This is a genomic window from Flavobacterium denitrificans DSM 15936 (genome assembly GCF_000425445.1).
Lineage (GTDB): Bacteria > Bacteroidota > Bacteroidia > Flavobacteriales > Flavobacteriaceae > Flavobacterium > Flavobacterium denitrificans.
In genome coordinates this window covers 316,167-341,767 of record NZ_KE384377.1, presented here as the reverse complement: position 1 = coordinate 341,767, position 25,601 = coordinate 316,167, and the positions used below count along the sequence as shown (strand labels likewise).

At 33.6% G+C, this 25,601-nt stretch carries 22 protein-coding genes and 1 pseudogene; 9 read left to right on the top strand and 14 right to left on the bottom strand.

Annotated features, from left to right (window positions below):
* Positions 1–10: 10 nt before the first annotated feature.
* Complete coding sequence (locus H600_RS0113315; RefSeq protein ID WP_026729245.1) at positions 11–1,165, bottom strand: helix-turn-helix domain-containing protein; 1,155 nt, start codon at positions 1,163–1,165, stop codon at positions 11–13.
* A gap of 168 nt (positions 1,166–1,333) precedes the next feature.
* Here H600_RS0113315 and murQ point away from each other — a divergent pair, with 168 nt between their 5' ends.
* The 7 genes from murQ to H600_RS0113275 all read left to right on the top strand — a co-directional run bounded on the left by murQ (position 1,334) and on the right by H600_RS0113275 (position 7,021).
* Positions 1,334–2,146, top strand: coding sequence for an N-acetylmuramic acid 6-phosphate etherase (gene murQ, locus H600_RS0113310; RefSeq protein ID WP_026729244.1), 813 nt, complete (start codon positions 1,334–1,336; stop codon positions 2,144–2,146).
* A 56-nt stretch (positions 2,147–2,202) separates the two neighbouring features.
* On the top strand, positions 2,203–2,424 hold the full coding sequence (locus tag H600_RS0113305; protein ID WP_026729243.1) for a DUF6095 family protein: 222 nt from the start codon (positions 2,203–2,205) through the stop codon (positions 2,422–2,424).
* Between the two features lie 76 nt (positions 2,425–2,500).
* Entirely contained in the window at positions 2,501–3,073 is a 573-nt protein-coding gene (locus H600_RS0113300; protein WP_026729242.1) for a pentapeptide repeat-containing protein, read from the top strand.
* Positions 3,074–3,075: 2 nt separating this feature from the next.
* The gene (locus H600_RS0113295) at positions 3,076–3,651 is read left to right on the top strand and encodes a DUF1572 family protein (RefSeq protein ID WP_026729241.1); all 576 of its coding nucleotides are present in this window, start codon (positions 3,076–3,078) and stop codon (positions 3,649–3,651) included.
* Between the two features lie 289 nt (positions 3,652–3,940).
* Positions 3,941–4,312, top strand: a complete 372-nt coding sequence (locus H600_RS0113285; RefSeq protein ID WP_026729240.1) for a hypothetical protein — start codon at positions 3,941–3,943, stop codon at positions 4,310–4,312.
* A gap of 157 nt (positions 4,313–4,469) precedes the next feature.
* The gene (locus tag H600_RS0113280; RefSeq protein WP_026729239.1) at positions 4,470–6,392 is read left to right on the top strand and encodes a DUF294 nucleotidyltransferase-like domain-containing protein; all 1,923 of its coding nucleotides are present in this window, start codon (positions 4,470–4,472) and stop codon (positions 6,390–6,392) included.
* A 2-nt stretch (positions 6,393–6,394) separates the two neighbouring features.
* Positions 6,395–7,021, top strand: coding sequence for a 3'-5' exonuclease (locus H600_RS0113275; RefSeq protein WP_026729238.1), 627 nt, complete (start codon positions 6,395–6,397; stop codon positions 7,019–7,021).
* A 36-nt stretch (positions 7,022–7,057) separates the two neighbouring features.
* Here H600_RS0113275 and H600_RS0113270 read toward each other — a convergent pair whose 3' ends face one another.
* The gene (locus H600_RS0113270; RefSeq protein WP_026729237.1) at positions 7,058–7,627 is read right to left on the bottom strand and encodes a hypothetical protein; all 570 of its coding nucleotides are present in this window, start codon (positions 7,625–7,627) and stop codon (positions 7,058–7,060) included.
* A 4-nt stretch (positions 7,628–7,631) separates the two neighbouring features.
* Between H600_RS0113270 and H600_RS22095 the strand changes: the two are divergent.
* Positions 7,632–10,004 (top strand): annotated as a pseudogene (locus tag H600_RS22095) (AAA family ATPase); the annotation flags it as partial.
* A 48-nt stretch (positions 10,005–10,052) separates the two neighbouring features.
* Here the strand turns inward: H600_RS22095 and H600_RS0113260 are convergent.
* The 12 genes from H600_RS0113260 to ychF form a co-directional block, all read right to left on the bottom strand.
* On the bottom strand, positions 10,053–12,776 hold the full coding sequence (locus H600_RS0113260) for a DNA gyrase/topoisomerase IV subunit A (protein ID WP_026729236.1): 2,724 nt from the start codon (positions 12,774–12,776) through the stop codon (positions 10,053–10,055).
* A 24-nt stretch (positions 12,777–12,800) separates the two neighbouring features.
* A complete protein-coding gene (locus tag H600_RS23180; protein WP_245176567.1) occupies positions 12,801–13,238 on the bottom strand; it encodes a PDDEXK nuclease domain-containing protein in 438 nt (145 codons plus the stop codon).
* Between the two features lie 135 nt (positions 13,239–13,373).
* On the bottom strand, positions 13,374–13,460 hold the full coding sequence (locus tag H600_RS23260) for a hypothetical protein (protein WP_342446978.1): 87 nt from the start codon (positions 13,458–13,460) through the stop codon (positions 13,374–13,376).
* Between the two features lie 28 nt (positions 13,461–13,488).
* Positions 13,489–13,905 carry a DUF1016 N-terminal domain-containing protein gene (locus H600_RS23225; protein ID WP_035108648.1) on the bottom strand — a complete coding sequence of 139 codons (417 nt, stop codon included), beginning with the start codon at positions 13,903–13,905 and terminating at the stop codon, positions 13,489–13,491.
* A gap of 17 nt (positions 13,906–13,922) precedes the next feature.
* Positions 13,923–15,791, bottom strand: a complete 1,869-nt coding sequence (locus tag H600_RS0113250) for a DNA topoisomerase IV subunit B (protein ID WP_026729235.1) — start codon at positions 15,789–15,791, stop codon at positions 13,923–13,925.
* 163 nt (positions 15,792–15,954) lie between these two features.
* On the bottom strand, positions 15,955–17,130 hold the full coding sequence (gene pncB, locus H600_RS0113245; RefSeq protein ID WP_026729234.1) for a nicotinate phosphoribosyltransferase: 1,176 nt from the start codon (positions 17,128–17,130) through the stop codon (positions 15,955–15,957).
* 66 nt (positions 17,131–17,196) lie between these two features.
* Positions 17,197–18,177: a transglutaminase domain-containing protein gene (locus H600_RS0113240; protein WP_026729233.1), complete on the bottom strand. Its 981-nt coding sequence runs from the start codon at positions 18,175–18,177 to the stop codon at positions 17,197–17,199.
* Positions 18,178–18,702 (bottom strand): NADPH-dependent FMN reductase, encoded by a 525-nt coding sequence (locus H600_RS0113235; protein WP_026729232.1) that lies wholly within the window; start codon positions 18,700–18,702, stop codon positions 18,178–18,180.
* 90 nt (positions 18,703–18,792) lie between these two features.
* Positions 18,793–19,710, bottom strand: a complete 918-nt coding sequence (locus tag H600_RS0113230; protein ID WP_026729231.1) for a YihY/virulence factor BrkB family protein — start codon at positions 19,708–19,710, stop codon at positions 18,793–18,795.
* A 91-nt stretch (positions 19,711–19,801) separates the two neighbouring features.
* Positions 19,802–20,482 carry a hypothetical protein gene (locus tag H600_RS0113225; protein ID WP_026729230.1) on the bottom strand — a complete coding sequence of 227 codons (681 nt, stop codon included), beginning with the start codon at positions 20,480–20,482 and terminating at the stop codon, positions 19,802–19,804.
* 7 nt (positions 20,483–20,489) lie between these two features.
* Positions 20,490–21,167: a TIGR02117 family protein gene (locus H600_RS0113220; protein ID WP_026729229.1), complete on the bottom strand. Its 678-nt coding sequence runs from the start codon at positions 21,165–21,167 to the stop codon at positions 20,490–20,492.
* A gap of 250 nt (positions 21,168–21,417) precedes the next feature.
* Positions 21,418–22,512 carry a redox-regulated ATPase YchF gene (ychF, locus tag H600_RS0113215; RefSeq protein ID WP_026729228.1) on the bottom strand — a complete coding sequence of 365 codons (1,095 nt, stop codon included), beginning with the start codon at positions 22,510–22,512 and terminating at the stop codon, positions 21,418–21,420.
* Positions 22,513–22,810: 298 nt separating this feature from the next.
* On the opposite strand from ychF, the gene H600_RS0113210 reads away from it, so the two are divergent.
* A complete protein-coding gene (locus H600_RS0113210) occupies positions 22,811–25,444 on the top strand; it encodes a TonB-dependent receptor (protein WP_026729227.1) in 2,634 nt (877 codons plus the stop codon).
* The last annotated feature ends 157 nt before the right edge of the window (positions 25,445–25,601 follow it).

Below are 25,601 nucleotides of genomic sequence, written 5' to 3'. Positions count from 1 at the left end.
TGAAGTCAAATTAACTTAAAATGCTATTTCGATAAGCTGTAGGCGTAAGATTGGTATATTTTTTAAATGAAGTATTAAAAGAAGATTTTGAGTTAAAACCAACTTCATATAGGATTTCTAAAACCGTTAATTCTCTTTTTGATGGATTTTTCAAAATATCCATTGCTTTTTCAATTCGATATTCATTTACAAAATCAAAGAAATGCAGGTTCATATGGTGATTAATCAAAACTGATAAATCCCGAACCGGAATATCAATTTGACTGGACAGTTCCTGAATTGTAAGTGACGGATCAAGAAAAGGCTCCTTCTCTTTCATATAATTTTTTAATGCTAAAATTTGAGAAGCAATAGCTTTATCCTCGACTTCTATTGTTTTTTCAGTTATATCTTCATTTTCTTTGGAAAGAAACTCCTCAGTTAATTGCAAATTAGAGTTGATTCCTCTAAAAAGTTCTGGATGATTTAATGCTTTCATAACAAACCAGCATATTACGCACAAAGCCATAACGACCATCAAAATATTTCCCCAAAGAAAAACATCTCGAGAAGCAGTGTAGCGCAATAAATTTTTTGAAGCAGTAATAAAATGCATTGCTAAAAAAACGCAATTCATCTGAAAAAGCCATTTATAGGTAGAAGTGCTTGGATTTGTGTAATTTTCGAGATAAATTTTTTTATATTTTCTTAAAATCAAAAAGATGCTGATAATATAAAACCAATATTGAAATTCAATCAAAATCTGAAAAAAATAAATTTCAAACATCGAATTGTAATTCTCCAAGACAAATTGTTTTTCGGCACCTGATTGTAAATAAATTCTTGGTGCCAGAACCAAATTCATAATTAGAAATGGAATTGTATACAATAAATGTTTCCATTTTAATCTAAAATCAGAATAACAAACTGCCAAAGCATACAGCAATATCAAAGGCATTTCCAGCAAACATATTGTACTTCTAAAAAACTCTAAATTCACATATTCCAAAGGAAATGAATACTTTAAAAGTCCACTGAAATCAATTGCCGAAAAAATAATAAAACAAGCAAATAATCGATTAGCTAATTTATTTTCCGTTTTTACCGTTAGTAAAAAAAGTGCCAGTAATAACGAAACGAAGACCGCAATGCGTGCAACGTCGTCTAAAAAGCCTAATTTATCCATTTGTTTTTTGATTATTTAACAAATATAATATTTTAGTTCTTTTAATAAAGATGTAAGAATGCTTTCGCAACATCTCACACAAAACTTTAAATCTTTGTGAGTTTGTAATCTAAATTTCGAGATTCAGAGAAAAAAATATTAATTTTGACCAGTCTAAATAACGATAAAATGACATTTACAAAAACTACTGAACAAGCCTCAAAATATGAACATTTAGAGAAAATGTCTGTTCATGAATTGTTATCCAATATTAATCAAGAAGATAAAACTGTCCCTTACGCAGTAGAAAAAGCTTTGCCACAAATTGAAGCTTTAATTCCGCATATAGTTGAAAAACTAAAATTAGGCGGCAGATTGTTTTATATTGGAGCTGGAACTTCAGGACGACTTGGTGTTGTTGATGCTTCAGAATGTCCTCCAACATTTGGCGTTCCTTTTGATTTAGTAAATGGTATAATTGCAGGTGGTGACACGGCCATAAGACGTGCAGTAGAAAACGCTGAAGATAATCCTACACAAGCCTGGATTGATCTTCAAAACCATAAAATTGATTCAAATGATGTGGTAATCGGAATTGCAGCTTCGGGCACAACTCCTTATGTTATAGGTGGTTTAGAAACTTGTAATCAAAACAATATTATTACAGGTTGTATTACTTGTAATGCAGGAAGTCCATTAGCATTGACTGCACAATTCCCTATTGAAGTAGTTGTCGGTCCAGAATTTATAACTGGAAGTTCTAGAATGAAAGCTGGAACTGCTCAGAAATTGGTTTTAAACATGATTTCGACAGCGGCTATGATTCAGCTTGGAAAAGTACGCGGCAACAAAATGGTCGATATGCAGTTGAGCAACGTTAAACTAGTGGATCGTGGTGTAAAAATGATTATGGATGAAATTCCCGTTTCATATGACGAAGCTTCAGAATTATTAAAAAAATACGGCAGTGTAAGAAACGCTGTTGACAATTATAAAAGGTAAAAGTTTCCTCTTATTTGAGACGCAAAACTTGAAACCTTAAACTTCAAACAAAAGCCATGGCAACAAATAAACAATTACTAGGAAAAGGCATCAAATATTTGACAGGCGCATTGCCTCTTATGTTTATGGGACCATCTTTAATTTACAATGCTTTTCAAAATCAAGGCAACAATTGGCATTATCTGGTTTTAGGAATTGGGATTGTTGCTTGCATTAGCTCGATGGTTTTAATCTTTTTAGGATTGAAAATCATAATGCGAGGTATATTTAACGACTAACAAATAAAATCATAAACCCGACAGTTTTTCAAAACCAGTCGGGTTTAAAATTTAAAATATTACTTAAAATACATTCATGGAAAGTCTAATTCACATTCAGAAAACATTCGAAAAAGTTGTTTACATCGATAAAAAAATAAACAATCGAGAGTTTGAAGATTGTGTTTTTAAAAACTGTGATTTTTCAAACAGTAATTTTGCCTACAATACTTTTTTAGATTGCGAGTTTATCGACTGCAATCTCTCAATGACAAGTTTGGCGGGAACTAGCTTAAAAAATGTCACTTTCAGGAACTGCAAACTTTTAGGAATTGCTTTTAACGAATGTGATGATTTTTTATTTCAAGTTCATTTTGAAGAAAGTGTTTTGGATTATGCTTTGTTTTCGAATAAAAAAATGCCAAAAACCAAATTCATTAATTGTTCTGTACGCGAAGTAACATTTATTGGAACCAATTTAACGAGTTCTTTATTTGACAATTGTGACCTTGACGGAGCTATTTTCAACGAAACACAATTAGCAGGAGTCAATTTCAAAACTGCTTATAATTATAAAATTGATCCTGAATTTAATCCGATGAAAAAAGCGCAATTTTCGAATGAGGGAATTGCTGGACTTTTAGATAAATATGACATCAAAATCGTTTAATTATGAGCGTCGATACTTCTTATTTAGAAAGTGCTAAAAAGCAGTTTTTGTATTATAAAATGCTGGGCGAAAAAGCAATAGAACAGTTAGAACCAGAACAGCTTTTTGTTGCAATTAACGAAGACACCAATAGCATAGCAACTATTATAAAACATATTTCAGGCAATATGCTTTCACGTTGGACTGATTTTTTGATTTCTGATGGTGAAAAAGAATGGCGAAACCGCGATGCAGAATTTGAAAACGATTTACAATCTAAAGAAGAAGTTCTGGAAGTTTGGAACAAAGGCTGGAATTGTCTTGAAAATGCTCTTGAAAGCTTACGTACTGAACAGCTTTCGGACATTATTTATATCAGAAATGAAGGTCATACGGTAATAGAAGCCATAAATCGTCAATTAGCGCATTATCCTTATCATGTTGGACAAATTGTTTTTTATGCTAAACAATTGAAAAACAGCGAATGGAATAGTCTATCAATTCCGAAAAATAAATCAGGAAATTATAACGCCGAAAAGTTTGCCAAAGAAAAAGAAATCAAGAACTTTACCGATGATGAATTAAAGAGAATGAAATGATAGAATATTATGCAAATTTTGGCGGGACATGTTGGTGGATCTTAATTAAATTTTGCAAAACAAATTTAACCGAAGAGCAGAGTTCTAAAAATAAAAAACGGAATTTGCTTTTTTTAACTTTTATAACTCTTGTAATTTTCTTTTTGTTCTTTAATTAAAAAGAGCTCTTGAAAACTAAAGTCCTAGCCCTGATGGAAGCGGCATCCTTTTGTGGTGGTGTTCACCACAAAAGATACAGCGGACAGCAGTCCCGATAGCTATCGGAATCCTAAAAAACAACTTACTTAAAATGAAAAAAATTATATTCTTATTTCCTTTTCTGGCTTTAGTGTCTTGCTATAATGCCGAACACAATTGCAAAGATTTCAAAACCGGAAAGTTCAAATTTGAAACTGAAGTCAATGGTGTTAAAAAAACAACTTTCTTTGAGCGAAAAGACAGTATTGAAATTGAGACTTTTGAAGGAAAAACAGATACTGCAACCATTCGCTGGGTAAGCGATTGTGAATATATTTTGCAGAAAAAACATCCAAAAAACATGGCTGAGGAAAAAGCAATCAGCATGAAAATTCTAACTACTTCTAAAGATTCTTATACTTTTGAATTTGGTTTGGTTGGTTCTGAAGAGAAGCAACGAGGTACTGTTCATAAAGTAGATTAATTATAAAGTTCCAGTTTGGAGCTTTTTTCTGCCACAAAGGCACAAAGACGCCAAGGATTTATTTCTTTGTGACTTTGTGCCTTTGTGGCAAATTATTATAATGTGTTTCTTTTACATTTCTAATTTAAATAGTATTTTAGAACTTTAATCTAACCACATGAAAAATACCATTTCGCAAAGAGTTGCCGACTTTTTAAAGGACTTTCCTCCTTTTAGTTTTTTACATAAAATGGATTTGGAAAAATTATCGGAACAAATCTCGATAGTTTATAAAGAAAAAGATGCTGTGGTTTTTGCTGAAAACGACAAAACACACGATTCGTTTTATGTAGTTCATAAAGGCGCTGTTGCACTTAAAAAAAGCACAAAAAATACCGTTTTAGATATGTGCGATGAAGGCGATATTTTTGGATTGCGTCCGCTTTTGGCACAGGAAAATTATATTATGGAAGCTGTGGCACATGAAGAAACCATTTTATATGCCATTCCAATTGCAATTTTTAAACCTTATGCGCTTGAAAACAGAAATGTTGGTAATTTCCTGATTGAAAGTTATGCTTCGAACACTCGAAATCCGTATTCAGATATCCACAAAGACAAGTTGTATGGAGATGATGATTTATTGAATGAAAATCGACATTCAAACAACGATTCTTTTGATTTAACGCCTATAAAATATTCGAAAAAAATTGTGACCTGCAGTCCATCAACAACTGCAAAAGAGGTTGCTAAAATTATGAATAAAAAGAAAGTTGGTGCTATTTTGATTGTGGATGAAATGCTTCCGATTGGTATTTTAACCGATAAAGATTTGCGGAATAAAATTGTTAGTGGAGATTATCCCATTACGACAACAGTCGAAACTATAATGACAAAACCGGTTATTACATATCCCAAAAAAATGACGGTTACAGAAGCGCAAATGGCGATGATGAAAAGCAATATCAGTCATCTATGTCTTACTAAAGACGGAACGAGTAATACTAAAGCAGTTGGGATTTTATCCAAACATGATGTAATGGTTGCGCTTGGAAATAATCCTGCAGTTTTGATTAAGGCACTAAAAAGAGCTAAAAAAAATAAGGAAATAAAACCAATTCGAAACCGAATTATGCAATTGCTTCAGGGATATTTGGATCAAAATATTCCTATGACCTTGATTTCTAAAATCATAACCGAATTGAATGAAGCTTGTACAACACGAGTTATCGAAATTTGTTTGGAAAAAATGAGCAGTCCGCCACCTGTAAAATTTGCCTGGCTCGCACTTGGAAGTCAAGGCAGAGGCGAACAAATGCTTCATACTGATCAGGATAATGCTATTGTTTATGAAAATGTAAATGAAGTTTTTAGAGATGAAACAAAAATTTATTTTTTAAAATTTGCTTCTCTTGTCAATAAAGGGCTTTTTGATATTGGTTATGATTATTGTCCTGCCGAAATGATGGCTTCGAACCCGAAATGGTGCATGAGTCTTGATGAATGGAAAAGCCAGGTACATCATTGGATCACAAATCCTGGAAAAAATGAGGTTTTACTTTCGTTTATTTTCTTTGATTACAGCAAAACCTATGGGGATTCTGAAATTGTGAACCAGCTTTCAGATTCTATCTTTGAAAATGTAAAAGCAAATCCTATTTTTTATATGCACTTGGTCAGTGGCGCATTGCAAAGTCCATCTCCTACAGGATTCTTCAGACAATTTTTAGTAGAACAAGATGGTGCCAACAAAGATACTTTTGATATTAAAAGAAGAGCCTTAATGCCTTTAACCGACGCAGCGCGGGTTTTGATTTTGTCACATTCAGTCAAATCTATCAGCAATACAGCCGAACGATTTGAGAAATTGGCAGAACTAGAACCAAAAAATCGCGAATTGTACTTGTCATGCTCGTATTCGTTTAAAGCTTTATTGAAATTTAGAACCAAACAAGGACTTTTACATCACGATTCTGGTCAGTTTATTGCTTTAGAATCTCTTTCTAAAATGGAAAAAATTAAGCTGAAACGCACTTTTAAAACGATAAAAGAACTTCAGGAATTAATTTCAGTTCGTTTTAACGTTTCAAATCTGGTATAATCATGAGTCTATTTAATTTTTTCAAGAAAGAAGAAAACCTTTTTGACGAAAGTGTTACGATCGAAAATACTCGATTTGTCGTTTTAGATACCGAAACTACTGGATTTGATTATGAAAATGATCGTATTTTATGCATTGGCGCGCTTGTTCTTCAAAACGGAATCATTTCTGTTCAAAACAGTTTTGAAGTTTATATAGAGCAAGACCATTATGATAAATCAACGGCTCAAATTCATGGTATTTTAAAAGCTTTTGTAATGCCACGACCGAATGAATTAGAAGCTTTACAGCAGTTTATTTCATTTTTGGGCGATTCTATAATTATTGCGCACCATACTATTTTTGATGTTACAATGATTAATAAAGCGCTCGAAAGAAACGGTTTGACAGAACTCACAAACAAACGTTTGGATACAGCTTACTTATATAAAAAGACCTTGATCAAATCTCATTTATTCGAAAGAAAAGATCATTATACTTTAGACGATCTTGCAGATAAATTTGATATTTCTAAAAAAGACCGACACACTGCCTTAGGCGATGCCTACATAACTGCAATCGCTTTCTTGAAAATTGTGAAAAAGCTGAAAGAAAAAAAAGAAATCAATTTGAATTCTCTTTTTAAATAGAAAACCTGACTCTAAAAAGTCAGGTTTTTCTAAATTCTAATTGTCTATAAACAAACGATACGGAAATACATTTGAAGATCTGTTTTTTAAATTTTTCATAAAGTTATCGCAGAGATAATCCCACTCGGATTTAGATAAATGTTGTTTTTCTTCAGCATTCAACTTAATAAAAATATCAACCGTGCGACTAAATCCAGCTTTTACAGATATTTCTTTTCGAGTTCCTTTTTCAATCTTAATATCTTCAATCGAATTTTTAAAATGATTAAATCCGAATGCTTTTATATCTGCAAAAGTCACGATTCGGCCTCGAGTTAATAATGCATTTCTGTAGGCAAGAATTCGGTCTTTATTATTCTGCTTGTTCAAGCCTCCAACCGTATTGGTCATTAATATCACTCTTTTACTAACAAAAAACAAATCATCTTTAGATTCTAAAATAGTTCCGGCTTTAATATCATTTCCTTGTTCCGCACAAGTTGACCAATAACTTATTGTAAAAGATTTTGCAGTCGAATCCTCTGCTGTTGGTTTAATCATTAAATATGGATCATTATTTTTAGAAAAACTGCTTTCTTTTGCTTGCTGTTCAACAGAAGCGAGCAACTCTTATAAATCATCTCATTTACTAAAAGCTATTTTAAATCGGGATTTATCACTTTTGAAACGTCTTGAAAAAATGGGAAAAGATGTTTATTTTTTGGATGAATGGGCAGAAGTAAGAATTGAGGAAGAACCAAAAGCTTCTCACGTTTTGAGTGCTGAACCCGATGATATTATTGATCAAATCATCAAAGAAGCAGACTCAGTAAGAGATTTATTAAATGAAGATGAAATTAGTATTTACAGCATTCTGATTGCTTTAAGTTCTCCAGGAGTAGGATTTAATTTTGATCAGATGAAGAGTTTTCCTATTTCAAGAAATGAATTACTGGAAAGTGAAAATATAGTTGAGCCTCAACTTTTAACCAATCAAAAAGAGGCAAAAAAAGGCTTTTTGACTAAATATTGTATTCATAAAAATGTTGAAAAAAAGGCAAATAGAATTACTGCTATTGGTCGCGAAGCTGAACTGAACGCTATAAAAGAAATTCTTTGTCGTTTCTCAAAACCAAATGTTTTATTAATTGGTGATCGCGGTGTAGGGAAATCTATTTTAATTGATTCTTTGATTCAAAATGTAATTGCCAATCAAGTACCGGAAGCGCTAAACAAAGTGCAGTTATTTGAATTGGATTTGTCATCCCTAATTGCGGGCGCATCCTACAAAGGCGAAATTGAAGATCGATTAAAAAACTGCATTCAGGAATTACAACAGTTTCCAAAAGCCATTCTTATTATTGAAGAAATTCACACTTTATTGGACAAAAATGGCGGTGACTCCGGCGTATCCAATATTCTAAAAAGCGAATTAGTAAAAGGATTAAACATTATTGCTACTTCAACGATTGATGAATTTTCAAAAAGAATTGAAAAAGAACAAGGACTCGCTGGAATGTTCGAAATCGTAAAATTGGAAGAATCAAATGACGAAACCTTATTCCGAATGATTCGTGAGTCTGTCAAAATTTATCAGGAACATCATAAAATACAAATTGACGATGAAACTATTTCAGAATCGATTCGATTATCGAGAAGATATTTAAAAGAGAAAAGCCTGCCAGAATCAGCAATAAACTTGATTGATCATACAATGTCGGTTTTAAAAACTTCTGGAGAAACTTTTCTAAAAAGCAAACAGGAACTTGAGAATAAATTAGCTATTTTAAGACGAAATGAAACTGCTTTATCTGAAGAACAATTAATAAAAGAATGCAATTGGTTTTTGGAAGATCTTATACAAAAAACTAATTTTTTAATGATTGTCGAAGAAGATTCGGAAATGTCTTTAAACACTTCCGAGTCAATTATAAATCATATTGAAAAACTATTGATTACGCTTGAAACAAGGGCTTTAGACAAACGAAGTCATATTGAAGCATTTGACTTGTCTCTCATTATTGCGCAAAAAACCGGAATTCCTGCGGGAAAGCTAAATGAAGAGGAAAAACAGAAGCTAAGTAATATTGAAGAAGTTTTAAACCAAAGAGTTATTGGTCAAGATCATTGTATTGCAACCGTCGCGGGATCAATTTTAGAATCTAGATCAGGACTAAGCAAAGCAGGCCAACCTATTGCTTCGTTTTTTTTCCTAGGACCAACAGGAACAGGTAAAACAGAATTAGCAAAATCGTTAGCCGAATTTCTTTTTCAAGATGAAAACGCCATTATTCGTTTTGACATGTCTGAATTTAAAGAAGAACACTCGGCCGCGTTGCTATATGGTGCCCCTCCAGGCTACGTGGGCTATGAAGAAGGTGGCCTACTAGTAAACAAAATTAGGCAAAAGCCTTATTCTATTGTTTTATTTGATGAAATTGAAAAAGCGCATCCATCTGTTTTTGATGTTTTCTTGCAAATTATGGATGAAGGAAAACTGCATGATCGTTTAGGAAAAGAAGGCGATTTCTCTAATGCAATCATACTTTTTACTTCAAATATTGGTGCAGATCATATTGTGAATACTTTCAATAACGGCGAAATTCCGACTTCAAATTCTTTAATGGAGATTATGGGAAATTATTTCAGACCTGAATTTCTAGGACGTTTGACTGAGATTGTACCTTTTGCCCCTATCAGTAAGGAAAATGCATTGAAGATCTTCGAGATCCATCTCAAAAAAGAGTTTATGGATTTGCTGAAAAATATCAACATTCGAGTGGAAATTCCTATGGAAGCTAAACTTTATCTTGCCGAAAATGGTTACAATGCTAAATATGGCGCAAGACCCATTAAAAGCATTATTAGAACGCATTTGAGAAGACCTTTAGCAAAAAAGATAATTTCTGGAGAAGTAAAAGATGGAGATATTATTTTGGTAACTATTGAAAACAACGAAGTGAAATGGAATAAAAAAGAAGTATTGTTATCCCTTGAAAATTGAATTTAAAACCATAAAAAACGCTAAGAAATTAATCTTAGCGTTTTCTATTTATTCTAAAACCAAACCTATTTGGCCGTCATCATCTAACTCTGTTTCTACTGAATCATCATCTTCTGGCAATTCCGGTTTTACAGGAACTTCTTCAACTGGTTCTTCATAAGGAAGCGGATCTAACAAGTTTACCTGTTTTAATTTATCAGTTGTCAATTGATTTCCAAGAGCTTTGAAACCTTTTACAGCTATAAAGTCTTCTACATCAATATGCAAATCGTCTTTTTGAACGCCTTTTACTTTTGCAAAAACCAATTGTGCAACAGGACGATAATCTGTCGATACAATTTCTAATTGTGAATTTGGATGATCCGTAATGAAGCTTTCTTCTTTTCCTTCGTTTTCAACCAAAAAACGTTTCAAGAAATAACGCTCTTTTTCACCATCATAGTAAATCGCGGAAATTGGTTTTTTCGGTTTCCATTTTTCCAAAACAATCATATCTTCATCGAAATGAGTCGATAATTCCGGAATTATGACTTTCAATTTTCCTGATTGACTTATTACTAAGATTTTATCTGTTGGCTTAAATTCTCCTAATAATTCTCCTCTCGCATCAACATTTAAACGTTTTACTGTGTCGTCAAACCAAACTTTTCTTGGCAACAAAGTCGAAATTCCTTTTTCTTTTAATTCGATTTTCTTGATTGGATATTTGGTTACCAAGTTTCCTTTAGAACCACGACCTTTAATGGCTAATTTAGCAAAATCAATATCGAATTTCAGTTTTTTAATCGTTCCAACCTGACGAAGCAAAATAGTTACAACCTCAGCTTCTCCATTTGGATTATGTGAAAAATAAACTACCTGAGAACCGTTTGTACCGTTTGTTAAATCGTAAGCTTTATCACGTGTCACACCAGTAACATTAAAACGTTTTATATAGGATGGACCTGATTTACCATCACGGTACATCATATTATAAATGGTACGTTTGTCGTTTTTATCAAAAACTGCAGCGTGAATAATATCTTTTCCTATAAAAGTTTTGGCATCGACTTTTGTAATCATTAATGTTCCGTCTCTTAAAAATACGATAACATCATCAATATCGGAACAGTCACCTACGTATTCATCTTTCTTTAAACTTGTTCCTACGAAACCTTCTTCGCGGTTTACATATAGTTTTGTATTTCTTAAAACTACTTTTGTAGCCTCAACGTTATCAAAAACACGAAGTTCTGTTTGACGCTCACGTCCCTTTCCGTATTTCTCTTTTAGTTTAGTAAAGTACGCAATTGCAAAATCTGTTAAATGCTCTAGATTGTGCTCCACTTCTTTCATCTCGTCTTCTAACTTAGCGATTAAATCATCGGCTTTATCAGAGTCGAAACGTGTAATACGAATCATCGGAATTTGAGTCAAACGCTGTAAATCGTCATCATTGATTTCTCTGACAAAAGATTTTTTGAAAGGCTCAAAACGATCGTATAAATATTTGTAAAGTGATTCTCTGTCTCCGTATAATTTGAAGTCGATATACATTTCTTCACGAATGAAGATTTTCTCTAAAGTAGAAAAGTGCCACTTATTTTTTAATTCCTCTAATTGAATTTCTAATTCCTGACGAAGTAAATCGACTGTTCTTTGTGTTGAGATTTTCAGCATTTGAGAAACCCCAATAAACAACGGCTTATTATCTTCAATAACACATCCTAAAGGCGCTACAGAAGTTTCGCAAGCTGTAAAAGCGAACAACGCATCAATTGTTTTATCTGGAGAAACGCCTGGGAAAAGGTGAATCAAGATTTCAACATCGGCTGCAGTATTGTCTTCAATTTTCTTGATTTTGATTTTACCTTTTTCATTGGCCTTCAAAATACTGTCAATTAAACTTGATGTATTGGTAGAAAACGGAATCTGAGTAATCACCAATGTATTTTTGTCTAATTGCGAAATCTTAGCACGCACACGCACACGTCCGCCACGCATTCCGTCATTGTAGTTCGAAACGTCGGCGATACCTTGCGTCATAAAATCAGGATACAACGTAAACGGTTTTCCTTTTAATATTTTAATCGAAGCATCAATTAATTCGTTGAAGTTATGAGGAAGAACTTTTGTAGAAAGTCCAACCGCAATACCTTCAGCTCCTTGCGCTAAAAGCAATGGGAATTTTACCGGAAGATTAATCGGTTCGGCTTTTCTACCGTCGTATGATAGTCCCCATTCAGTGATTTTTGGAGAATACAAAACCTCCAAAGCAAATTTAGATAAACGCGCCTCAATATAACGGGGCGCTGCCGCACCGTCGCCTGTTAGAATATTTCCCCAGTTTCCTTGACAATCAATCAATAAATCTTTTTGGCCAATTTGCACCATTGCATCACCAATACTCGCATCTCCGTGTGGGTGATACTGCATGGTGTGACCAACAACATTGGCAACTTTGTTATAACGACCATCATCCAACTCCTTTAAAGAGTGCATAATACGACGCTGAACCGGTTTAAATCCGTCCTCGATAGCAGGAACTGCACGTTCCAGAATTACATATGAAGCGTAATCCAGGAACCAGTCTTTGTACATTCCGGTTACTTTCGTAATAACGTCTTCGCCTTCTTCTTCCTCATTTTCGTAAAAATGCTGTCCCTCAAAATGTTTAGCATCTACATCGATAATCTCATCGTCATCTCCATCCTGATTGTCATCTTTCAGGTTTTCATCTTGATTATTCTCGTCGTCGTTTGGAATTATGTTATCGTCTTCTTCGTCTTTCATTTATTTATATTCGAAATTATAAATTTATTTGTTTTCAAGAAGTTCTTTTAAAACTTCAACGCTTGGTAAAACGGTCTTATATTTACTGGCAAAAATCTGCTCGTTGTTTTCTGGTAAAGTATATTTTACGACAGATTCACTTTTATTTTGGCAAAGTACAATTCCAATTGTCTTGTTTTCATCTTCCAATCGCATTTCTCTATCATAATAATTCACATACATTTGCATCTGACCTAAATCCTGATGTTTTAATTCTCCTATTTTCAAATCAATAAGTACAAAACATCTTAATATTCTATTGTAAAAAACTAAATCAATTCTAAAATGTTTATCATCAAAAGTAATTCTTTCTTGTCTTGCAACAAAGGTAAAACCATGACCCAATTCTAATAAAAATTGCTCCAGTTTATTAATGATTTCTTCTTCTAATTGAGATTCTGAATATTGATGCAATTCTGGCAATCCTAAAAATTCTAATATGTAAGGATCTTTGATAATATCTTTTGGTTTCTCAATAATCTGGCCTTGTTCAGAAAGTTTTAAAATTCCTTCTTTATCTCTACTTAAAGCTAATCTTGTATAAAGTGCCGTATCATACTAACGTTTCAATTCTCTAACACTCCAATTGTGTTTTTCAGATTCAATTTTGTAAAACCGTCTTTCTTTTTCATCTTCAATTCGCATTAAAAAAATATAATGGCTAAAAGTCAATTTAAAAAAGGAAGACAAAGTTTGATAATCTACTTTTTTTAATTCCGCAGACACTAACTGCGTTTTTTGAGATTTGAATTCCGCAGGCACTGACTGTTTTTTTTTGAATTTCCAAAATCCGAGACAGTGTCTCGGATTTTGAGAAAGTCAAAAAGAGCTTTCTCATATTTTCCAAATTATCAATAGAAAAGCCTCTCCCAAATTCTTTAGTTAATTGCTTCGAAAGATCTTTTAAAAGCTGTTTGCCATATTCAGCTCTATCTTTTCCGTTTTGTTCTTCTTCAACAATAATTCTTCCAATTTCAAAGTAGGTAATTGTCATTGTTGAATTTACGGTGCGCAAAACCTGTTGTCGCGCATTTTGCAATAACTCGGCAACTTGTTGAAAAATAATTTTATTTTGAAGATCGTCTGGCATTATTATTCTAACGTTTATTATGCTTCTTCTAATTCATCAATCTCCACCTTTAAATTCTTGATAATAAACTCTTGTCTATCCGGAGTATTTTTCCCCATGTAGAAAGACAACAATTGTTCGATTGAAGTATGTTTATCCATCATAACCGGATCAAGACGAATCGTATCTCCAATAAAGTTTTTAAACTCATCTGGCGAAATCTCTCCCAAACCTTTAAATCGCGTGATTTCTGGTTTTGGTTTTAGTTTTTCGATGGCGTCTTTTCTTTCATCTTCAGAATAACAATAGATCGTTTCTTTTTTGTTTCGAACCCTGAAAAGTGGTGTTTGTAAAATATACAAATGTCCTTCTTTAATTAATTCTGGGAAAAACTGTAAAAAGAACGTAATTAAAAGCAAACGAATGTGCATTCCATCGACATCGGCATCGGTTGCGATTACGATGTTGTTGTAACGTAATTTTTCTAATCCGTCTTCGATGTCAAGTGCAGCTTGAAGTAAGTTAAATTCTTCGTTTTCATACACAATTTTTTTAGACATTCCGTATGAATTCAAAGGTTTACCACGTAAACTGAAAACCGCTTGGGTATTCACGTCACGCGACTTTGTAATCGATCCAGAAGCCGAATCTCCCTCGGTAATAAAAAGTGTACTTTCTAAGTTTCTAGGATTTTTAGTATCTGGAAGATGCGCTCGGCAATCTCTTAATTTTTTATTGTGAAGATTTGCTTTTTTAGCACGATCTGTCGCCAGTTTTCTAATTCCTGATAATTCTTTTCTTTCACGTTCTGCCTGAAGAATTTTACGCAATAAAGCCTCAGCAGTTGTTGGGTTTTTATGCAGATAATTGTCCAGCTTCGTTTTGATGAAATCATTAACGAAAGTACGAACAGAAACTGCAGGCGTTCCATCATCAGAACCCATATCAGTAGAACCTAATTTGGTTTTGGTCTGAGACTCAAAAACCGGTTCCATTACTTTAATACTAATTGCACTTACAATCGATTTACGAACATCTGATGCTTCGAAATTCTTATTGTAAAATTCACGAATCGTTTTTACAACCGCTTCACGATACGCAGCTAAGTGCGTTCCTCCCTGAGTTGTGTTTTGACCGTTTACGAAAGAGTGATATTCTTCACTATATTGCGTTTTACTGTGCGTTAACGCAACTTCAATATCATGGTCTTTTAAATGAATAATTGGATATTCTAAATCTTCTTCATTGATGGTTTCTTCTAATAAATCACGAAGTCCGTTTTCTGAATAATATTTTTCTCCATTGAAAATAATCGTCAAACCATTGTTCAAATAACAATAGTTTTTAACCATTTTGATTACATATTCTAAACGGAATTTATAGTTTTTGAAAATCGTTTCATCTGGCGTAAAAACAACTTTTGTTCCTTTACGTTTAGTCGTATCGATTACATCTTCTTCTAAAACTAAATTTCCAGCCGAAAATTCCGCTCCTTTTTGTTTGTCATCACGAACCGATTCTACTCGAAAAAAAGTAGAAAGCGCATTTACGGCTTTTGTTCCGACACCATTCAAACCAACCGATTTCTGGAAAGCTTTAGAATCATACTTTCCTCCGGTATTCATCTTCGAAACTACATCGACTACTTTACCCAACGGAATTCCACGTCCGTAATCACGAACCGTAACTGTTTTATCTTTTATAGATACTTCGATAGTTTTACCGGCACCCATAACGAACTCATCGATACAGTTGTCTAAAACCTCTTTTAAAAGAATATAAATACCATCATCCGGTGATGATCCGTCCCCTAATTTCCCGATGTACATTCCAGGACGCATACGAATATGTTCCTTCCAATCGAGTGAACGAATATTATCTTCGTTGTATTGATTTTGCTCTAGCATAAATGAATTTAGGATTTTTGGCTAATGTACCATTTATCGGTAAAAAATGAAAGTCTATTTTTTCTTTTGTTACGAATAATAACAGTTTTCAAACCAATTTAAATTGATTTTAAAAAATACGACCGTTAAAAATATAAAAAAACAGCGATGAAACAAAAAAATACTATTTGATTCCGAGTACTTCTTTTGCGAGCGCAATCATTTCGGGCGTTCCCGTATTTTTATTTTTTTCGTCAGAAAGTTTCACAACACCTTGCCAATGTGTATTATCGGGTTTTGTATCGGTTAATTTAATGACCATATTCATAGCAGGAAGCCCTACATCGTTTGTGAAATTTGTTCCAATTCCGAAAGACATTTTTATTTTGTCCTGGCAAAAATCAACTATCGTTTTTACTTTAACATAATTTAGGGAATCTGAAAAAACGATGACTTTTGATTTTGGGTCAATTCCCATTTTGGTATAATGCGAAATCACTTTTTTTGCAAATTCAATCGGGTCACCGCTATCATGACGCACGCCATCAAAAAGTTTGGAATATTTTTTATCAAATTGATTGAAAAATATTTCTGTAGTATATGTATCCGTTAAAGCGATTCCGAGATCTCCGCCATACACATTTGTCCAATTTTCGAGACTTATAAAATTCGCTACCTGAAAACCATATTGCGCCGCATGAAACATAAACCATTCGTGCGCATGTGTACCCAAAGGTCTTCTATTATTGACCATTGCAAAATGTACATTGCTTGTTCCAATGAAACTTTGTCCGCCATAAGTTCGTAAAGTTTCATTTACCAGTTCGTGTACGTCATAGGAATGACGTCTTCTTGTTCCAAACTCTAAAATAGAAACCCCAAGTTTATTGTAGTTATCTATTTTTTCCTTGGTCAGATTTTTAATGGCTTCATCATTCAAACGAATCAAATGATTGGATTTATAAAAAAGCTCTGAAATTAAAGCCATCAAAGGTACTTCCCACAAAATAGTTCTGTACCAAAATCCCTCAACTGTAACTTTTATTTCTGAACCTTCCTGACTAATTTGAACCTCAGACGGATCATAACTATAACCTTGCAGAAAATCTAAATAAGTCGGATCAAGATAAGGGCAGTAATGCGACAAATAACTTTTTTCTTCTTTAGTCAATCGAAGATTGTCCATTGCATCTACAGACTTTCGAAGCAAATCCGCAAAACCATCAGGAAAAACATGTTTTCCTCGATTTATAAATCCGTAACGAACTTTTGCCTTTGGAAAAAGCTTTATTACAGCGTGTTGCATTGTAAATTTGTAGAAATCGTTATCTAAGATCGATTTCAAAAAAGTAGTTTCCATAGCATTCAAATTCATTTCATTCTTGCTAAGATACAGCTATTTCAGAAAAGAGAAAAATCCTAATTCCTACTTTGAAACAAATTTAAATGACACAATACTATTTGTATCGACAAAAATCGTAATATATTCGCCTACATTATTATCATAAAGAATCTGAAATTCTAGCCCGCCTCGTTTTTCTTTTGGATTTTGAATTTTAACCGGTTTATTGTATTTATTCAAATAAAAAACCTGATTTGATTTGGAAATGTTTTTGATTTCGAAAGTAATTCTATCGCCTCTTTTAGCTTCAATTAAACCTGATTCTGGCGATTTGATTTTATAATCGAATTCAATTGTTTTATTATAAATCAATGGCCCGTTCAGGAAATCATCTTTGCTTAATCTTTCTCCTGAAAAGGTTCCTGAATCTGGAAAATGTTTGGCGAAGAAATAATCAGGATCTGTGTCGAAATAAACAGGGTTAAAATCATTTACCATTCGGCCTTTACTACTGTCATAATAACCTTGACCCCAGGTCACGTCAACCAAACGCCATTTTTTATCAATTAAAACCATATTCCAGGCGTGATTGGAAGAAGTTGTTTTTCGGCCAATATCTCTTACCGAAATTTTAGAATCTCCGCGAATAATCTCGCATTTTATTCCCATTAAGGAAGCCAAATGTTGGTACAAAGCTGTAAAACCTTCACAAACTGCTTTTTTAGAAGTAAAAGTTTTCTGAATCAGATTATCGTTAATCTGTTTTATTTTTCGTTGTTTTTCAGCTTCAGAAGAATATCTGAAACCTTGCGTTCTGGGCGGATTCAAAAAAGTATTGAAGTCATATTTTATATTGAAGGCAATCCAGCTGTAAATGGCGCGTGCACGATCATAATCCGAATCAAAATCATTTTCGATTTTGTCGGCTAATTTTTCAGTGCTAGCAAAACTTTTAGGGTATTTTGCAACGATTTTATCAACTTCGCTTACTTTTTGTGCAGAAGCGAAATTGAAAAAAATAATATTCAGCAAAAGGAATAAAATTGAAGTCTTTTTTTGTGGCATTTAAAAATTTGATTTGATAATATCTTTCAGTTCTTTGTCTAACTCGACATTAGAAATTTTATTATCATTCAAATCAAAATTCGCGCCAAATGATGGTAATGAGAAACTTCCTTTAATTTCAGCTCCATAACGCGGAAAAAGATTTTGAGCAATTCCTAAAACAGAACTTCCGCCTCTTCCTCCTGGAGAAGTGGCCAATAACAACATTGGTTTATGCTGAAAAACATCTTTTTCAATTCGAGAACTCCAATCAAAAACATTTTTGAAAGCAACCGAATAGTTTCCATTATTTTCTGCCATTGAAACTACTAAAATATCAGCTTCTTTAAGTTTATTTAAAAATGCTTGCGCCAATGAATGCTGACCGACTTCTTTTTCAAGATCAACACTAAAAACCGGCATTGCAAAATCATTCAGATCTAAAACTTCAACATCGGCATCTTCAAATAAGCTTGATGCATAAGTTGCTAAGCGCTTATTAATTGACTGCTTGCTGTTGCTTCCTCCAAAGGCTACTATTTTCATGTGTGGTATTTGTTTTTTGCCACAGATTAAGAAGATTAAAATGATTTTTTTTTAATCTGTGTAAATCATTTTAATCTGTGGCCGTTTTTTTTAATTATTTTCTATTTCGAAAATCTCTTTTTGTATTTCTACAGAATAATCATTTGGCGAAATACTGCCTCCAAATGCTTTTGCGTAGACTTTTGTAAATTCAGCTCCAAAATACAAAATAATAGCGGAGTAATACACCCAAACTAAAATTATAATCACAGAACCTGCTGCACCGTAAACACTTGCAACAGTAGAATTTCCTAGATAAAGCCCAATTGCAAATTTACCTATCATAAACAAAATTGCAGTACAAGAAGCTCCGATAAAAGCATCCTTCCATTTGATTACTCCGTCAGGTAAAGTTCGGAATATAATTGCGAAAAGCAATGTGATACTGGCAAAAACAATCACCAAATTAACCACATAAAAAAAGTAAACAGTAGTGTCTGGAAAATACATTTTCAAACGAGCATTTAAAACGTCTAAAGTAGCGTTGATCATTAAACTAACCAACATCAAGAATCCAACCGAAACTATCATTGAAAACGACATAATTCTGTTTTGGATAAATTTTCGCAAACCTCTATTCGGTTTGGCCCGCAATCCCCAAATATAATTAATGGAACTTTGGATTTCTGCAAAAACTCCCGATGCCCCAATTAGCAACATTACAACCCCAAAAATGGTCACAAATATGTTACTGTCTGATAATTGAACATTTTTTATTGCCTCCTGAATTTGTATCGCTGCATTATTCCCAACCAACCTATTTATTTGGCCGTATAACTGGCCTGTTACTGCCTCTTCCCCAAAAAAGACACCACAAATAGTAATTATAATTATCAATAAAGGAGGCAATGCAAAAATGGTATAATACGATAATGCCGCGCTTAATTTAATTGCATTATCATCATTGAATTCTAAAAATGTCATTTTTAATAAATACCAAGTTTTTGAAAATATGTTGTGCTTTTTCATTTGCTGGCTGTTTGATATTTACTCAAATGTAAGCATTAAGAAAAATTCTCTAGTTCTTGGATTTTGGTGGAATTTTATATTATTACCATGTTTATTTAAACACTTTTTTAAATTCTTGATCGTATCCCAAATTTTTAATTTTAAAAATCTTTTTGAATTCGCTTCTTGCTGGCTTCATCAAATAAGAAATAGAATCAAGCTTTTTTGCCTTTGTTTTAGTGACTGAATCAAGCTTTTTAAGGTCTTTTAAATCGTACAGATTTTTAAATTTGAGTGTGTTTTTATCAAGTAAAACAAATCGAACCTTCCAAAATATAGAATCTTTTTTACTCAAAATTAATTGTCCATCAATTCGTTTTGCTTTTTCATAAAGAGAAAACCTAAACAGCGTATCGATACTTTTTTGAATTAATTCAATTGAATCGCCTTTTGGTAGCATATCATAAGTATATCTTGTCTCTTTTACTACTAATTTGCCATCAACAATATCACATTCAGCCTTTAATGAATCTAATTTAAGCTTATGAATTTTGAACTTCCAGAAATATTCTTCTAGAATTCTATCTTCTTCAATTCTTATAAAGGTTGAATCATTGTTTACATACAATCCTCTAAATTTACTCGGAAAACGATCTAACTCAGAATCATTGTCAGGCTGTGGCTTTTCAAAATAAAAAGTCGCACATCCTTCTACGCATTCTGCTGGTGCGTCTGCTTTTTTACAAGAAATGCTTACTGCTAGTATTGCTACAATTAAAACTATCTTTTTCATAGCAGAATCATTTATAATGACAGAAAATCCCCTTATCATAAACCGTCCATAAGCTAGCTTTTTGGTTTGCTGCTTTTAAAGCATTATTTGCCCAAGTATTGCAAGTATTAAAAAGGCTATAACTTCCTTTTGCTTCATAAAAAGCATCTTTTTTTCCGTAACTATGACCTTCAATCCATTGTGGATGAATTGGATCACTAAAACTATTCGAAATATAATTGACCAGATTTTGATAGTTTTCTTTTGAAACTAAAATGCGTTTGCAGTCGTCGCCTTCTCTTAATTGCTTCAAAAATGTAGTATGCATTGCTGACGAACTTACTCCGAATGCTGCTTTGAAAGCGGTACTCCCTTTTAAATCTGACCACTCTGGGGTTTCCAAATAAAAACCTTTATCGCCCCAACCGAAAGCAATATAATTCATTAAAGAATCTTTGGATTGTGTTTGACTGAACTGAATTTCGTTTCGCCAATCTTTGATTTCGTTTTTTATTGGAACGACAATGTCTGTATGAACTCCGTTTGAAAGAATATAAATAGGAATTGCATTTTGTTCTTCGACTTTTGCAATATCAGAATTCACTGTGATTTTTGAAATAATCAAAACGGATGAAATGTACAAAGCCAGAAAAGTGAAAATTCCGAAAAGCGTCCACCCTAGAAATTTGAAAGATTTTTTTAGCATTTTGATTGGTTGATTTTTAGATTAGTAATTGGTTAATTTTTCTGTAACCAATTTTTAAGCCAAAAATTTGAAGATGTTAAATTGTTTGCGAAATGGCACGCGGATTTTACAGATTCGCTTTCGCGAAAGTGCAGATTTAAACGGATTTTATTCTCATTTTTAAACATAAAAAAACTGCTGAATTTCTCCAGCAGCTTAAGTCTTTGTTCTTTGTTCTTTATTCTTTGTTCTTTTATCTTAAAGAAAAAAATTAAACGTTGAAACGGAAATGCATTACATCACCATCTTTTACGATATACTCTTTTCCTTCAACTCTGAATTTTCCAGCTTCTTTTGCTTTTGCTTCAGAACCGTATTGAACGTAATCATCGTAAGAAATAACCTCTGCACGGATAAATCCTTTTTCAAAATCAGTGTGGATAACTCCTGCTGCTTGTGGCGCCGTCGCTCCAATATTAATTGTCCAAGCACGAACTTCTTTTACACCAGCTGTAAAATAAGTTTGTTGTTTTAATAATTTATAAGCTGCACGAATTAAAACTGATGCTCCCGGCTCTTCTAATCCCATATCTTCAAGAAAAACCTGACGCTCTTCGTAGCTTTCTAATTCTGTAATATCAGCTTCTGCTCCTACAGAAAGCACGATAACTTCAGCATCTTCGTCTTTTACTAATTCACGGACTTGGTCAACATATTTGTTTCCGTTTACTGCTGAACTTTCGTCAACATTACAAACGTATAAAACTGGTTTTGCAGTAATTAATTGGAAACTTTCCATTAAAACTTCTTCATCATTGTTTTGAGGAACGATTGTTCTTGCAGATTTTGCTTGCAACAAAGCTTCTCTAATTCTGTTTAACAAAGCTTCTTCTGTTTGCGCTTCTTTATTTCCAGTTTTTGCAGCACGTTTTACTTTTTCTAAACGTTTTTCGATTGTTTCTAAATCTTTTAACTGCAATTCGATATCAATAGTTTCTTTGTCACGAATTGGGTTTACATTCCCATCAACGTGCACAATATTATCATTGTCAAAACAACGCAAAACGTGAATAATAGCATTACACTCTCTAATGTTTCCTAAAAACTGATTTCCAAGACCTTCACCTTTACTCGCACCTTTTACCAAACCTGCAATATCTACGATATCTACAGTTGCCATTTGTACACGCTCTGGTTTTACTAATTCTTCTAATTTGTTGATTCTTGGATCTGGAACGTTTACGACACCAATATTTGGCTCGATTGTACAAAACGGAAAGTTAGCACTCTGCGCTTTTGCATTAGATAAACAATTAAATAATGTTGATTTTCCAACATTTGGCAATCCTACAATTCCTGCTTTCATCTGTTTGTTTCTATATTATTTATTCGACCTTTAGTTTTTTAGGTCTAAACATTAAACATTGTAATTTAATGTTTTGCGATTTAAATGTTCTTTTATTGATTTCTGCCAAAATCATATTTTTTGGCTTTAAAATTTTGCAAATATAAGATTTAATAGCTCTTGCACGAACTAAAAATGTTCATTAATACAATTTTAAATCAAATCCTGAAAAATTTTAAACATTTTATTAAGATTTTGTTAAAAAATACTACTTTTATAAACTAAACCAATAAAAAACAAACCAAAAAACCAAACCAACATGAAAAAAATTGTTTTATTATTATTTCTGCTAAATACAGCATTTCTTTTTGCCCAAAAAGAAGTCTCGGGCATTGTTAAAGACAAAACTGGTACACCACTTCCTGGCGTAAACATCGTCGAAAAAGGAACTTCAAATGGCGTTTCCACCGATTTTGAAGGAGGCTATAAAATCAAAGTCAAAGATGGCGCTACTTTAGTTTTTAGCTACGTTGGTTTTTCAACAGTTGAAAAATCGGCTTCGAGCGATAAAATAGATATTACTCTAAGTGAGAGCGACGGCCAAGTTTTAAATGATGTTGTTGTCGTTGGTTCGAGAAGCACTAAAAGAACCGTTGTAAATTCGGCTGTTCCAATCGACGTAATCAATGTAAAAGATGTTACGACTCAAAGTGGTAAAATTGAAATTAATCAACTTTTACAATATGTTGCACCTTCGTTTAACGCCAACAAACAATCTGGTTCTGACGGAGCCGACCACGTCGATCCTGCTTCTTTAAGAGGTATGGGACCTGACCAGACTTTGGTTTTAATTAATGGAAAAAGAAGACATCAATCGTCTCTCATCAATTTATTTGGAACACGCGGACGCGGAAACACAGGAACCGACCTTAATGCAATTCCGGCTTCTTCAATCAAAAGAATTGAGATTCTAAGAGACGGTGCTGCTGCACAATACGGTTCTGACGCAATTGCTGGTGTAATCAACATTATTACAAACGATAATGTAAAAGAAGTTACAGGGTCTGTTACTTATGGTGTTTTTAACACCAATGCAAAAGGCGACTTTTTGCCTGGAACACCAAATACTGAAGGCTTTAGATTGGACCAAAAAGGATTTGGAAACTCATACGGAAAAGACAAATCTTTTGACGGAGGTTCATTGAAAGTTGCCGCTAATTATGGGTTTTCCGTTGGTGGCAAAGGCGGTTATGCTAATTTTACGGGTGAATTAATAAACAAGGAAAAAACATTGAGACCGGCGTATGATTTTAGAAAAGGCTTCGGTGATGCCCAAATCAGAGGCTTAAATTTCTTTGGCAACTTCAGTCTTCCATTATCTGACAGAACTGAACTTTACGCTTTTGGAGGCACAAATTTTAGAGACACAGACGCTTATGCCTTTACAAGAAACGACGGTGAAAGAGTTGTAGAAGAAATTTACCCTGGTGGATATACTCCCAGAATCACTTCACATATTACAGATAATTCATTGGCTGCAGGAATTAAAACCAAAACCACAGGCGGATGGAAATTGGACCTGAGCAATACGTTTGGAATCAACAAATTCCAATATGACATTAAAGGAACTTTAAACGCTTCTCTTGAAGAGAATTCGCCAACAGCTTTTGATGCAGGAGGACACAGCTTACTTCAAAACACTACCAATTTTGATATTTCAAAAAACTATGATGATGTTATGAGCGGTTTTAATATTGCTTTTGGAACAGAATTCAGAGTTGAGAAATTCGAAATTTTTGCAGGTGAAGAAGGTTCTTACACGACTTACGACACCAATGGACAACCAATTACAGATCCAACAACTCAAAGCGCACCAATCGATCCAATTTCTGGAAACCCAAGACCTGGTAGTTCCCAAGGTTTTCCTGGATACAGCCCTGCAAACGAAGTAAATGAAAGCCGTACCAACTTCTCTTTATATACTGATGCCGAACTAGATGTCAGCAAAGATTTTATGGTCAGCGGTGCTATTCGTTTCGAAAATTACAGTGATTTTGGAAGTACCTTAAATGGAAAATTAGCTTCAAGGTATAAAATTAATGATCATATCAATTTAAGAGGTTCGATTAGTACAGGTTTCCGAGCACCTTCTCTAGCACAGATTTATTACAATTTGCGCTTCACTAACTTTAACGCAAGCGGTGCGACCGAAGTTCTTTTGGCCCCAAATGACAGCCCTGTTACAAGAGCTTTCGGAATTGAAAAATTAAATGAAGAGAAAGCTGTAAATGCTTCTTTAGGTTTTACGGCAACTTATGGAGATTTCACTGCAACTGTTGACGGTTATTATATTAAAGTAAAAGACCGTATTGTTCTTACTGGATATTTTGATGCAAGTTCTTTAGGGCTTGGCGTTTCTGAGGCACAGTTTTTCGCCAACGGAGTTGACACCAGCACACATGGTTTGGATTTAGTTTTCTCTTGGAAAAAAACATATGATTTCGGAAATATTGGCGCAACTTTGGTTGGAAACATCAATGACATGAAAATTGACAAAGTAAAAAATGGCGATTTAGATGCTGATACTTTCTTTGGAAACCGCGAAAAAGCATTCTTATTGGCTTCTGCACCAGATAGCAAGTTTGGTCTAAACCTTACTTATGCAAAAAAAAAATTTGATGGAGGTTTAGCTTTTACTCGTTTCAGCAAAGTAGTTTTAGTTGATTATGCAGATGAAGAAGATGTATATAACCCAAGATTAGTGACAGATTTGACTTTAGGCTATAGACTTACTAAAAACCTAAAAGTAAGTATTGGAAGCAACAACTTATTCAATGTTTATCCAACAAAACAAGACGAACAAGGAAATACAGAGGCTGGTGGTTACTGGGATGCCGTTCAAATGGGATTCAGCGGTGCTTATTACTACGCAAGACTTGGATTTAATTTCTAGACATTTCCAAACAAGGGCTCCGGCTTTGCTCAGCCTGAAAAACTGAATATTTGACTATAAAAATTATTCTCACTTTTTGCATTCCTGAGCGAAGTCGAAGGACACGCTAGAAGCTCGACAAAGAGAATCGTCAGTCTTTGTTCAACCTGACAATAAA